Raw genomic sequence first — 13,435 nt, 5'->3', positions numbered from 1 at the left:
CGAATAATCCCCAAAAAATATAAAGGTATTTATTGTGAAAATATTAATAACTGGTGGTGCAGGCTTTATTGGTAGCGCCGTTATTCGTCACATACTTTCTAACACTCAAGATAGTGTAACTAACGTTGATGCGTTAACGTATGCAGGGAACCTAGAGTCTCTTTCAAATGCAGATGAGTCTGAGCGTTACTATTTCGAACACGTTGATATTTGTAATCGAACGGAATTAGATCGAGTTTTTAATACACATAAGCCTGACGCTGTGATGCACCTAGCGGCTGAAAGCCACGTTGATCGTTCAATCACTGGTCCTGCCGAATTTATACAAACTAATATTGTAGGAACTTATACCTTATTAGAAGCGGCTCGTGAATACTGGAATACATTAAGTAATGATGCCAAAAAATCGTTTAGGTTTCATCATATCTCAACTGATGAAGTATATGGTGATTTACCTCACCCTGATGAACAAGAAGGTGAACTTCCGTTATTTACAGAAGAAACATCTTACGCGCCTAGTAGTCCCTATTCTGCAAGCAAAGCATCGAGCGATCATTTAGTAAGGGCATGGCTGCGCACGTATGGGTTTCCTACAATTGTCACTAACTGTTCAAATAATTATGGGCCTTACCACTTTCCTGAGAAGTTAATTCCTTTAGTGATACTCAATGCCCTTGAAGGAAAAGACTTGCCTATTTATGGTAAAGGCGACCAAATACGTGACTGGCTATACGTAGAAGACCATGCGCGCGCTTTGTATAAAGTAGTGACCGAAGGTATTGTTGGAGAAACCTATAACATAGGCGGTCACAATGAAAAGCAAAATATTGAAGTGGTGAAAAGTATTTGCAGTATTTTAGATACTTTAGTGCCTAAAGATTCCCTATATTCAGAACAAATAACGTTCGTGGCAGACCGCCCGGGCCACGACAGACGTTATGCTATTGATTCATCAAAAATGCAAAATGAGCTAGGCTGGACACCAGAGGAAACATTCGAGAGCGGTCTACGCAAAACAATTGAGTGGTACTTAGTAAATCAATTGTGGTGTGAAAATGTACAAAATGGTTCATATCAACGCGAACGCCTAGGCGAAATTAAACATAAATAAAGGAGCATTTTGTGAAAGGAATTATTTTAGCTGGGGGATCAGGCTCTCGACTTTATCCACTAACACGCGGTGTATCAAAGCAATTACTCCCAGTTTATGACAAGCCAATGGTATATTACCCAATATCAACGTTAATGTTAGCGGGAATACGCGATATATTAATAATCACTACACCAGAAGATAGTGACAGCTTCAAACGTTTATTAGGTGATGGTAGCGATTACGGCATTAACTTGAGTTACGCGATTCAACCCTCTCCTGATGGACTTGCACAAGCCTTTATTATTGGTAAAGACTTTATTGGTGATGATAGCGTGTGCTTAGTACTTGGCGATAATATCTATTACGGTCAATCGTTTAGTAAAACGCTTAAAAACGCGGCAGGTAGAGCATCAGGTGCTACGGTATTTGGCTATCAAGTTAAAGACCCAGAACGATTTGGCGTAGTCGAATTTGACAAAAACATGAAAGCTATCTCTATAGAAGAAAAGCCTGAAAAGCCAAAGTCAAACTATGCTGTTACAGGTTTATACTTCTATGACAATCGTGTAGTTGATCTCGCTAAACAGGTAAAGCCCTCTCACCGTGGTGAGCTTGAAATAACCACCTTAAACGAAATGTATTTAAACGATGGAAGTTTAAATGTTGAGCTGTTAGGGCGTGGTTTTGCTTGGCTTGATACTGGGACGCATGAAAGTCTTCATGAAGCATCATCGTTTGTACAAACTATTGAAAACGTACAAGGTTTGAAGGTGGCATGTTTAGAAGAAATAGCATGGCGCAACGGTTGGTTAAGCACAGATGAATTACTTACAATAGCTAAACCAATGATGAAGAATGAATATGGTCAATATTTAACTCGTTTGGCGTCTGAGGCAAAGTAATGAAAGTACTTATTACTGGTAAAAATGGTCAAGTTGGAAGCTGCTTGGTATCGCAATTAATTGATATCCCTTCCATTGACTTTTTGGCGTTAGGACGAGAAGAGCTTGATATAACGAATGCTGAACAAGTTAATGAAGTAGTAAACAAGTATCAGCCGACTATTATAATTAATGCGGCGGCATATACTACAGTTGACAAAGCAGAGTCTGAATTTGGGCTGGCAAATGCTATAAATAATGTTGGTCCAAAAAACTTAGCGAAAGCAGCATCGAATGTGAATGCGGTCATTCTTCATATATCAACTGACTATGTTTTTGCTGGTGATAAAGGCGGCTTATACACAGAGGGTGATGAAGTAAACCCACAGGGCGTTTACGGTAAAACTAAGCTTGCTGGTGAGCAAAGTGTTGCACAAGAGTGCGATGCTCATATTATTTTTCGTACAGCTTGGGTGTTTAGCGAATATGGGAATAACTTTGTAAAAACGATGCTGCGTTTAGCACAAACACGCGATACTCTAGGTGTTGTTGGGGACCAATTTGGCGGCCCAACATATGCAGGTGATATAGCGAAAGCGTTAATTAACATAGCGCAACAGCTTCAGAAAGGTATTACTAAGTTCGGTGTATATAACTACTCAGGCTACCCACACGTTAGCTGGCAAGAGTTTGCAACAGAAATATTTTCTCAAGCGTTATCGCAACAAGTGATTGAATCGCCCGTAACAGTTAGTGCAATTTCAACCTCAGAGTATCCGACTCCTGCTAAACGTCCAGCTAATTCAAAATTGGATTGCAGTAAAATTTTAACAAATTTTTCTGTAGAGCCAAGTGACTGGAAAGCCGCATTAAACACTATTCAAAAATATAAATAAGTAGGCTGAAAAAATGAAAGTAATCGATACAAGCATCCCAGATGTGAAAATTATAGAGCCTACAGTATTTGGTGATGAACGCGGGTTTTTTATGGAAACCTGGAGCCAAAAAAAATTTGAAGAGCTAGTTACAGGTAAACCAACTCAATTTGTTCAAGATAATCATTCTAAGTCAAATAAAGGGATTTTACGTGGTTTACATTATCAAACTGAAAATACTCAAGGGAAACTTGTTCGAGTTATTTCAGGGGAGGTTTTTGATGTGGCTGTTGATATTCGAAAAGGCTCACCGACTTTTGGAAAGTGGGTTGGTGCATATCTATCAGCTGAAAATAAGCATCAATTATGGATACCTAAAGGTTTTGCTCATGGTTTCTATGTGACGAGCGATAAAGCTGAATTTGTTTATAAATGTACGGATTATTATAACCCGAAAGCTGAAGTATCTATTGCATGGAATGATAATATCTTGAGTATTCAGTGGCCTATTGAAAATAAGCCTGTGTTATCCAGTAAGGATACTAATTCATTATCAATTGATGAAGTAAGTTCACGTGGTCTCTTGACCCCTTATTGTTAAGAGTGAATGTTATTACACTCATTTAATTGCAGTTAAAATTTACTTCTAAATTTATACGATTCAGTGATGAGTTATTCTTAGAGTTAGCTAGTCATGAATATAAGCTATATTAGCGTAACCAAGTAATTTACATTAAAAAATTGGTAATATGAACAGAAGTAACAAATTAAAAGCTTCAATATCAACATCGCTTATCGCAAAAGTAACTACTTTATTACTGCAGTTAACGTCACTACCTATGGTTGCAGAAAAGTTTGGAGCAGAGGGGCTAGTTTTTTACTCAGTTTTATTAAGTATAAACTCTTGGTTGATGCTTTCTACAGCAGGAATATCACCTGCAATGATTACAAAAATATCGGGTTCGAGTAGCAGTGATACTGCTAGGGTGTGGATTACCAATGGTATGGCATTATTTTTGGTAATTGGTTTGTTTGTTTCTTCTATTATGATTATTTTCATCAATATAATAGATGTTAAAAATCTGCTTTTATTGGGTTTGAGAAGTGAAAATTTATTCGCGGGGATATTTATAGTATTTATTTTATTCATGAGCCAATGTATCTGTCTTCCAGTTGATGCAATCGTTTTATCCTTTCAAAAGCAATATTTGTCGAGTTTAGCTATTTGCATCGGAAGTATGGTCTCTATTATTACCTTAATTTTCTTTCGTGATTATATTGATTCAGTCCCTATTTTTCTTTTAGTTGTAATTCTTCCAGCACTAATTATGAAATATATTACAGGCCTTTTATTTACTATCAAAGAAAACTTGTTTTTGGTGGGGTTAATTGATGCCAGGATTATAAAAGAACTTTTTTTATCAGCATTAGAGTACACAAAAGCTTCGACTTTAGTTAATTTTATATTGAATGTATTACCTGTAATTATCTTAGCTAAGTTTAGTAGTATTGAGTGGTCGTCACAATATAGTAGTTTAAATTCTCTTATACTACTTTGTAGTGGTTTGTTTTCTATTATTTCTCTTCCATTGATACCAGCTCTTAGGGAATCACTTATTAAAGGTGAAAAAACCTGGTTCGAATCTAGTGTGAAAAGACTGAAATCTTATGGGTTTTTATTAATCACAGCCAGTTTAATAGTTGGAAGCACTATTGCAGAGTATTTGGTTACTTGGTATTTTTCTTATAAAATTGACTTTTCATATTTTTATGTGTTTTCTGCATCATTATATTTCTCATCGTTAATTTGGAGTAATATGTTTTTTTGCATACTTACAGCTAAAGATGAAATAAATAAAATTTCCAATATATTTTTAATCAAAGCAATTACCTCTATTTTAGTGCTTATTTTAGTTTTGTATTTCCAGCTCGAAATAAATCCATTTATAGTGTTTTTTATGTGCTTTTTAATTGTGGAATTACCTTCTTCATTAAAGTTGGAGAAGGTTTAAAAATGCTATTTAAATATAATGATTTAGAAAAAAGACTTATATACATAACCATTATTTTATTATTATATGGTTTTTATATACTCTCTCCTTTCAGTAAGTTTTTAGGTTATACAGAAGATATATCACCAATAACGATAGTGTTAAGAATATGTCAGGTAATATTTTTATTTTTGCTTTTTTTTATATCAGTAAAGACTGATAATAGAAGAATAAAGTTTACACATCTTATTGCTATAATGTCAGTTGTATGCATTTATATAATGTTTACTTATAGGGTTTTTATTGACTCGATATACTCAGAAAAATTCATTGATGACTCTTATCTTCTTGAGTATTTTGTCTTTGGGTTACTTTTTAGTTTGCTTGCCTCTATTCTAATTTCTATTAATTCAACGAGAGAATTACTACTCGAAGTAATGGTAAGTTTAAAAGTGCTATTATTGATTTCAACGGTATTAATAATCTCGCTTTTTTTATTGGATTTTAGCAGTGGTGGTCTAACTAATATTAGGGCTGGATTTGAAAGACTAAACCCAATTTCAATTGGAAGAGCAAGTGCAGTATTAATAATTATCGAGATGTTTATTCCAAGTAAGCATAAGCTATTATCACTTTTAATCTTTATCGTAGGTTCAACAGGGTTGTTGTTATCTTTAGCAAGGGGGCCAATGTTAGGATTAGCTGTTGTATTATTTATTTTCGTTTTAGGTAGTTTTAGCTTGAAGAAAATAACCTACTTGGTCATTTCTTTATTTGCGATAATAATTATTTACACTTCAGTATCTCAGTTCGTTGGTTACAATGTTGATTTAATAGAGATGTTTAGTAAAGTAGGTGGCAGCGAAGATCAGAGTGCAAACCAACGATTTTCATTATACATTTCAGCCTTTGAACAATTCTCTAATTCTCCTTTTATAGGGGATAGAGCGGTGGAAATTAATACAAATTATTATCCACATAATTTTTTAATTGAAGTTATGATGTCTATAGGGGCGGTAGGTCTAGTCGTTTTTATTTTTATTAATATTATAACAATTGCTGTATATTTTAGTTCTAATATAATATTAGATAAAATACTTAAGTTAGTATTTTATCTCTACATATTCTATTTTGTTAATGGAATGTTTTCTGGTAGTTTGTTTCAATCAAAGGAATATTGGATTTTACTTCTACTAATTTTCCCCTTGGCTTCTAAGGTTAACTCTATAAATGACAGTTTTAGTTGTATCAGGAACCCGTCCAGATAAAATTGGCGTGGGCGAGATTTTTTTATCGAATATGTGTAGTGGGATTGATGTAAAAAGAATTTTTGTTTCAGATGTAGATAAAAATATAGCCATTAGCGATGCGAATTGTGTAGATAGCTTTTTTTACAAAAATATCTCATGGCCAATACTTTCTGATATAAATATATACTTTTTCTATAAAACTAAAGCAGCGGAGTATGCTCGTGAAATTCTGACTGAAATAAGAAAAGATAAGTATAAAGAGGTAGTATTCGTATTATCTAGTCCAGCTATAATTTTAATATTGTCAGAAATAATAAAAATTAATGGGCGATTCAAATTTAGAGTATTAGTGTGGGATGTATTAGAGTATATCTGTAGTAACCTCAGAGTTTCAAGGTTTACCTCAAATATGCTAGGCAAAGCATATAAAAAAATTATAAATTCATCTTTGTCATTGGGCGTTGTATCTGAAGGCATGTATAGAAACTATTTTGCTTTGAATAAATTTGATATTGAACCTAATAAAGTATTTATACTTAGAAATGCTATTGATAATCAGGAAAAATATAGTAAGAACTTACCTATGTTGACTGATAGGAAAGCCAAGAAGTTTAGGATTGCTTTTGCGGGTTCCTTATATTGCAGAGCAGAGTGGGATGCATTAGTGACAGCGCTTCAATCCGTTGATTTTATAGTATCAAACAAGAAGGTTGAGTTGGTTTTTATCGGAACGCCAGGTAGACTTACTAAATTCCCCGAGTTTGGTGTTATTAATTTAGGTTATTTGACTCAGAGTCAAACTCTTAATGTAATAAAAGATTGTGATGCTGGTTATATGCCTTATTGGTTTAGTTTAAAAAAAGAGTTAGTTGTTAAAACTTCATTCCCAGGAAAAGTAACTTCATACCTATCAATGAATTTGCCAATTTTTTACCATGGACCAGAAAGTGCCGATGTATGTGGTTTTGTTTTGAAATATAACTGCGGAGTTACTTGTACGTCATTAGAGCAAAATAGAATCTTACATTGTATTGAAAAACTTATGAAAGACGCGAAAAATATTGATTTAGAAGAAGCGTCTAGTTTATTCAAACAAGAAACGGTTTCTACCCAATTTAAAAAATTTGTTAATTTAGATGATTAAATTTAAAAATGAAAACGAAGTACCTGTTTTAATTCTTTCCTTCAATCGATTAGGAGGGATGCAAGATACTTTCAATATACTCCGAGAAATTAAAGTTAAATATATCTATTTAGCCTCAGACGGTGCACGTAGTGAATCTGAATCTTTCGATGTCGATGCAATAAGAAGTAAAGTTGAATCTTTTATTGACTGGCCATGTGAAGTTAAGACCTTGTACCAAAAAGAGAATCTGGGCTGTAAAAGAGCAGTTCATACTGCAGTACAATGGTTTTTTTCTGAGGTAGACGCAGGTATTGTACTAGAAGACGATTGTGTACCAAATAAGCGCTTTTTTAGTTATTGTCGCAATATGCTAAATAACTATAGAAGTGATTTGAGAGTTGCCACTATATCTGGTAGAAAACACTTCGATTTAGATATGCATCAAGATTATTCGTTTTGTTCTCGCTTTTTTTGTTGGGGCTGGGCATCTTGGTCTGATCGAATATTAGGGTTAGATGTAGAACTTCCTTATAAATCCAATTTTAAGTTATTAAACACGCCGAGTGGTATTGTGGAGCGTTTATATGTTCAAGGCGTCCTAGGTTTGCTTTCATCACGACAGGTTAATTCATGGGCATATTCATATGAAATGCTTTTTAGGAATAAACATCAATATTGTATTATACCAAATGGAAACCTTATAAGAAATGTAGGTTTCGGAACTGATGGGACACATTCAAATACATGGACACATGATCCGATGGTTTATGAGGAAGCTATTAGTATTGCTTTTAATCCAGCTTATGACCCAGTGGAGTATGACAAATATTTGCATACTGGATTGCTTAGTGAGTATAGAGGTAGAGTTGGTTTATTAGTTTTTTCGCAGATTAAGTATCTCAAGACTATAAGGTTATTAGTGAAGAGGTTAATTAGAAGAGGATAGTTTTGTGATATCAGTTTGTATGACCACATATAATGGCATAGCTTACATAGAGCAACAATTAAACAGTATATTGAATCAGTTGTCTTCTACAGATGAAGTTTTAATTTTTGATGACAAATCTACTGATGGCACGTATGAGTTTCTAGTTAATTTCTCTAAAGTAAACTCTATTGTCAAAGTCAAAAAGAACCCAGTAAATCTTGGCTATGTAAAAAATTTTGAACAAGCAATCTATGAAGCACGAGGTGATATCATTTATTTGAGTGATCAAGATGATATTTGGAATGAAGATAAAGTTAAATATATATCCGATTTTTTTAATGATGAAATGAATTCTAACGTAGATATTTTACATCATGGCATGGAGACTATTAGTAGTGATGGAAATTTATTAGATAAAACCTTCAATTATGTACCTCCCTCCTTTAATCAGAAAAATTACTATAGTAAGGTTTTATTAACAATTCTTAAGCCGAAGTGTTATGGATGCGCTATGGCTTTTAGAAAAAAAATAGTACCTCTTATTGTGCCTTTTCCAAAACAAGTATACTCACATGATCATTGGTTAAATGCCTTTGGTGTAGTTTCTTCTAATTTATATTTCGATGACAAAGTATTGATAAGTTATCGACAGCATAACAATAATTTAAGCCCTAAAAAGGGCCTTACGTTTTTACAAAAAATTAAAATTAGAACCAAGTTTATAAAATTATTATATTTATCTTATTTGAGGTTAAAAGTTTAGAATGTTCAAAAATAAAACACTACTCATAACAGGTGGTACAGGCTCATTTGGTAACGCTGTACTCAGCCGATTTTTAAATACAGACATCAAAGAAATTCGTATTTTCTCTCGTGATGAAAAAAAACAAGATGATATGCGTAAGGCTTTTAATAATGAAAAACTAAAGTTTTACATTGGCGATGTTCGTGATCCTCAAAGTATTTCAATGGCTATGCGCGGTGTTGATTATGTTTATCATGCGGCAGCATTAAAACAAGTTCCATCATGTGAGTTTTACCCACTAGAAGCCGTAAAAACAAATGTATTAGGTACAGAGAATGTGCTAGAAGCTGCTATAGCGAATAATGTTGAGCGTATAGTGTGTTTAAGTACTGATAAAGCGGTGTACCCAATTAATGCTATGGGTATTTCAAAAGCGATGATGGAAAAAGTGATCGTTGCAAAAAGCCGAAATTTAGAGCACACGAACACTACAATCTGTTGTACTCGCTACGGTAATGTTATGGCATCACGAGGCTCGGTTATTCCATTGTTCATTCGCCAGGTAGTTAATAATGAGCCAATTACGATTACCGACCCTACCATGACTCGCTTTATGATGACTTTAGACGATGCGGTTGATTTAGTATTACATGCTTTCGAAAATGGCCAAAATGGTGATGTTTTTGTACAAAAAGCGCCTGCTGCAACCATTGACGTGTTAGTTAAAGCATTGCTTGAAATGTTAAAAACACCGGAGCATTTAGTAAATGTAATCGGTACTCGCCACGGCGAAAAGCTGTTTGAAGCATTATGTAGCCGTGAAGAAATGTTCATAGCACAAGATCAGGGTGAATATTACCGTATACCTGCTGATAATCGTGATTTGAACTATGCGCAATATACTGAACAAGGTGAAAAAGACTTATCTAATGTCGAAGATTACAATTCGCATAATACAGCTCGCTTAGATGTTGAAGGGATGAAGCAGTTATTACGTAAACTTGACTTTATGCGTGATATTGAAGCTGGTAAATTAATAGTACCAGAAGGTGTGTAATGAATATTTTAGTAACAGGTGCTAACGGCTTTATTGGTAAAAATTTATGCATTCATTTGAAAGAGGCTGGTTTTGAAAGTATAGAAACAATTACCCGCGATGACACTGATGAAAGTATTGATAAAAAGGTAAACAGTGCTGACTTTATATACCATTTAGCAGGTGTAAATAGACCTGAAAATGACGCTGAGTTTCAAGCGGGTAATACTGACTTAACAAAAAAAATAGTTGATATATTAGTCAATAATAAACGAAGTACTCCAATTTTACTTACATCATCAATTCAGGCTGAATTAAATAATCCATATGGAAAAAGTAAAGCCGGTGCAGAGTCCGCTATTTTTTCTTACAGGGAAAAAACTGGAAGCACGGCATACATCTATAGACTACCGAATGTTTTTGGTAAGTGGTGTAAACCTAATTATAATTCTGCAGTGGCTACCTTTTGCTATAACGTAATAAACGATTTACCAATTACTGTACACAAAGCTGATGCACCCATTAATCTTGTTTACATAGATGATGTTTGTCATGCATTTGTTAACTTACTAATCAATACACCTTCAAAGTCTGAAGAGTATAATTATGTAGAGCCTGTTTACAAAACTACAGTAGGTAAGGTTGTTAGCTTATTGAATGATTATAAACAAAGTCGCACCTCTCTAATAACGAGTAAGGTAGGTGTTGGGTTTGAACGAGCGCTCTATTCTACTTACCTGAGTTATTTTAAACCTGAGCAGTTTAATTATGACGTGCCAAGTTATACTGATGAGCGAGGCTCATTCAGCGAAATGCTTAAAACAAATGATTCAGGTCAGTTTTCATTTTTCACTGCGCACCCAGGTATCACTCGCGGTGGGCACTATCACCATACTAAAAATGAAAAGTTTTTAGTATTAAAGGGTGATGCTCGATTTAAGTTTAAGCACATTGTCACAGGCGAAGAGTATGAACTTACAACATCGGAACAAGTCCGCACTATAGTAGAAACTATACCAGGTTGGACTCACGACATAACTAATATTGGTACAGAAGACCTAATCGTTATGCTGTGGGCAAATGAAATATTCGATAGAAAGAAACCAGATACTGTCGCTATGCCTTTATAAAGTGCGTTATTTAATTTAATAAGTTTAAAGTGAAAAAAATGAAAAAGTTAAAAGTAATGTCTGTTGTAGGAACAAGACCAGAAATAATCCGTTTATCTCGAGTACTTGCTAAGCTTGATGAGCATTGCGAACATATTTTGGTACATACTGGTCAAAACTATGATTTTGAACTTAATGAAGTTTTTTTTAACGATTTAGGTGTAAGAAAGCCTGATTATTTTTTAAATGCTGCAGGTAAAAATGCTGCAGAAACAATTGGTCAAGTAATTATTAAAGTTGACCAAGTACTTGAAGAAGTTAATCCAGAAGCGATGCTTGTGTTAGGTGACACAAATTCATGTATTTCAGCAATTCCTGCAAAGCGTCGAAAAGTTCCAATATTTCATATGGAAGCAGGTAATCGTTGTTTTGATCAGCGAGTACCTGAAGAAACTAACCGCAAAATAGTTGATCATACTGCTGATATAAACCTGACTTATAGCACTATTGCACGAGATTACCTGTTAGCAGAGGGGGTACCCGCAGACCGCGTGATAAAAACAGGTAGCCCGATGTTTGAAGTATTAAACCACTATATGCCTCAAATTGATGATTCAAGTGTACTAAATGAACTGGAACTGCAAAAGGGTCAGTTTTTTGTAGTCAGTGCTCACAGAGAAGAAAACGTTGACTCCCCAAAACAACTAGCATACTTAGCTGAAACGCTTAACACGCTTGCTGAACATTATGACATGCCTGTAATTATTTCTACTCACCCACGTACAAGAAATAGAATAGAAGCACAGGGCATTGAGTTTCATCAAAATATTAGATTATTAAAACCTTTAGGTTTTCATGATTATAATAACTTACAAAAAAATGCAAAAGCTGTACTTTCTGATAGTGGAACAATCAATGAAGAATCTTCTATTATGAACTTTCCTGCATTGAACTTACGAGAAGCTCATGAGCGCCCTGAAGGAATGGAAGAGGCATCAGTAATGATGGTCGGTTTAGGGGTTGAGCGAGTTATGCAGGGGTTACGTATATTGGAATCTCAACCTGCAGGGGATCAACGCTTACTTCGTCAGGTTTATGATTACAGCATGCCAAATGTTGCAGATAAAGTGGTGAGAATAATCCATTCTTACACTGACTATGTAAATAGAGTTGTATGGAAAAAATATTAAATTGAGTAAAAATAATAAAATATTTATAGTTACTGAATATATTGGTCTCAATCATAATTCTACAGCTTTTTATTGGGCGAAAATTGCATTATTTTTTAATAAACATTATGAATTAATTGTTATATGTCCTAAAAACTCGCATACAGAAAGCTTTTTTCGCGAGCATAAGCTTAACGTTTACTATGTTAAAGATATTGCTTTTGATAAAAATAAATTAGTATCAAGAGTTTTTGGACAATTGAAATATGCCTGGTCTTTTAACAGGCATATTCTTAAATATATTAGTAAAGAAGATATAGTTTTTACTGGAACTAACCCAATAATTAGCATGTTTTTTACCGGGTTAATTAAGAAGCTTAAAGCCTTCAAATGGATAATGCTATGCCACGATATATTTCCTGACAATTTAATTCCATCAGGTGTAATGCAGTTAGGATTGAAGTACAAATTGGTGAATAAAGTATTCTCACTTTTGTATCGAACCCCAGATATAATTACACCTATTGGTAGAGATATGGCGGTTAAGCTTCAGCAAAAAGGTGTAATTCAAGAAAGAATTGTAGTAGTACCAAATTGGGCTGATCATAATAAAATAAAGATGATGGCTAAAAACGAAAACCAAATAATTAAAAAGCTTAATTGGCAAAACAATTTGGTTTTTTGTTTTTTTGGAAATATCGGTCGTTTGCAGGGTATCGATAATTTATTATCTGCTATCGCGCTAGTGAAATCGGAGTCTAGCAGGTTTTTATTCATTGGTGGTGGTTCAGAAGACCATTTGGTGAAGAAGTTTGTTTCATCAGTTGGTAAAAGGAATAGTTACTATTACGGTGAACTACAGCTAAAAGATAATAATATAGGCTTAAATTGTGGCGATATAGCCTTAGTTACTCTTGGGCAGGGAATGTATGGTTTAGGTGTACCTAGCAAGGCATATTTTTCTATGGCTGCAGACAAACCTATTTTATTAGTGGCTGATAAGGAGTCTGAGTTGGATCTATTAATAAATGAGCACAATGTAGGCTGGTTTTGTGAAAGTGGTAACCCAGTAACTTTAGCCGAGAGTATTGATACAATATCCGAAAACTGGTTAACAGTTAATAATCGCATTTACCCTCGGAAGTGTATGATTGACCACTTTTCTGAAGAACAATCACTTGAAAAGTATAAATCCCTGGTAGATGAACTGTTTGAAAAACAAAATTGAGATA

At 34.2% G+C, this 13,435-nt stretch carries 13 protein-coding genes; all 13 read left to right on the top strand.

Annotated elements, in window-relative coordinates; translation table 11 throughout:
• Window positions 1–34 precede the first annotated feature (34 nt).
• The 13 genes from rfbB (at window position 35) to MTF67_RS03190 (ending at window position 13,431) form a co-directional block, all read left to right on the top strand.
• Entirely contained in the window at window positions 35–1,111 is a 1,077-nt protein-coding gene (gene rfbB / locus MTF67_RS03250) for a dTDP-glucose 4,6-dehydratase (RefSeq protein ID WP_039036294.1), read from the top strand.
• An 11-nt stretch (window positions 1,112–1,122) separates the two neighbouring features.
• Entirely contained in the window at window positions 1,123–1,995 is an 873-nt protein-coding gene (gene rfbA / locus MTF67_RS03245) for a glucose-1-phosphate thymidylyltransferase RfbA (RefSeq protein WP_039036295.1), read from the top strand.
• Window positions 1,995–2,870: a dTDP-4-dehydrorhamnose reductase gene (rfbD, locus tag MTF67_RS03240; RefSeq protein WP_039036296.1), complete on the top strand. Its 876-nt coding sequence runs from the start codon at window positions 1,995–1,997 to the stop codon at window positions 2,868–2,870. The genes rfbA and rfbD overlap by 1 nt, the downstream gene beginning before the upstream one ends.
• Window positions 2,871–2,883: 13 nt before the next feature.
• Window positions 2,884–3,450, top strand: coding sequence for a dTDP-4-dehydrorhamnose 3,5-epimerase (rfbC, locus tag MTF67_RS03235; RefSeq protein ID WP_039036297.1), 567 nt, complete (start codon window positions 2,884–2,886; stop codon window positions 3,448–3,450).
• Between the two features lie 148 nt (window positions 3,451–3,598).
• A complete protein-coding gene (locus tag MTF67_RS03230; protein ID WP_039036298.1) occupies window positions 3,599–4,861 on the top strand; it encodes a hypothetical protein in 1,263 nt (420 codons plus the stop codon).
• Window positions 4,862–4,863: 2 nt separating this feature from the next.
• The gene (locus tag MTF67_RS03225; protein ID WP_248518688.1) at window positions 4,864–6,108 is read left to right on the top strand and encodes an O-antigen ligase family protein; all 1,245 of its coding nucleotides are present in this window, start codon (window positions 4,864–4,866) and stop codon (window positions 6,106–6,108) included.
• Complete coding sequence (locus MTF67_RS03220) at window positions 6,071–7,234, top strand: hypothetical protein (protein ID WP_248518687.1); 1,164 nt, start codon at window positions 6,071–6,073, stop codon at window positions 7,232–7,234. The genes MTF67_RS03225 and MTF67_RS03220 overlap by 38 nt, the downstream gene beginning before the upstream one ends.
• Window positions 7,227–8,162 carry a hypothetical protein gene (locus MTF67_RS03215; RefSeq protein ID WP_248518686.1) on the top strand — a complete coding sequence of 312 codons (936 nt, stop codon included), beginning with the start codon at window positions 7,227–7,229 and terminating at the stop codon, window positions 8,160–8,162. The genes MTF67_RS03220 and MTF67_RS03215 overlap by 8 nt, the downstream gene beginning before the upstream one ends.
• Window positions 8,163–8,181: 19 nt before the next feature.
• Window positions 8,182–8,907, top strand: a complete 726-nt coding sequence (locus MTF67_RS03210) for a glycosyltransferase (RefSeq protein WP_052242849.1) — start codon at window positions 8,182–8,184, stop codon at window positions 8,905–8,907.
• Window position 8,908: 1 nt separating this feature from the next.
• Window positions 8,909–9,946: a polysaccharide biosynthesis protein gene (locus tag MTF67_RS03205; protein WP_039036302.1), complete on the top strand. Its 1,038-nt coding sequence runs from the start codon at window positions 8,909–8,911 to the stop codon at window positions 9,944–9,946.
• Window positions 9,946–11,055 carry a capsular polysaccharide biosynthesis protein CapF gene (locus MTF67_RS03200; protein ID WP_039036303.1) on the top strand — a complete coding sequence of 370 codons (1,110 nt, stop codon included), beginning with the start codon at window positions 9,946–9,948 and terminating at the stop codon, window positions 11,053–11,055. Before MTF67_RS03205 ends, MTF67_RS03200 begins: the two co-directional genes overlap by 1 nt.
• Before the next feature lie 38 nt (window positions 11,056–11,093).
• A complete protein-coding gene (wecB, locus tag MTF67_RS03195; RefSeq protein ID WP_248518685.1) occupies window positions 11,094–12,224 on the top strand; it encodes a UDP-N-acetylglucosamine 2-epimerase (non-hydrolyzing) in 1,131 nt (376 codons plus the stop codon).
• 1 nt (window position 12,225) lies between these two features.
• Window positions 12,226–13,431: a glycosyltransferase family 4 protein gene (locus tag MTF67_RS03190; protein ID WP_058428287.1), complete on the top strand. Its 1,206-nt coding sequence runs from the start codon at window positions 12,226–12,228 to the stop codon at window positions 13,429–13,431.
• Window positions 13,432–13,435 lie beyond the last annotated feature (4 nt).

The organism is Pseudoalteromonas sp. 2CM32C, assembly GCF_023161925.1.
In the GTDB taxonomy this organism is placed as follows: Bacteria; Pseudomonadota; Gammaproteobacteria; order Enterobacterales; family Alteromonadaceae; genus Pseudoalteromonas; species Pseudoalteromonas marina.
The sequence above is the reverse complement of the archived record's forward strand: the minus strand, read 5'-3'. Positions and strand labels throughout refer to the sequence as shown.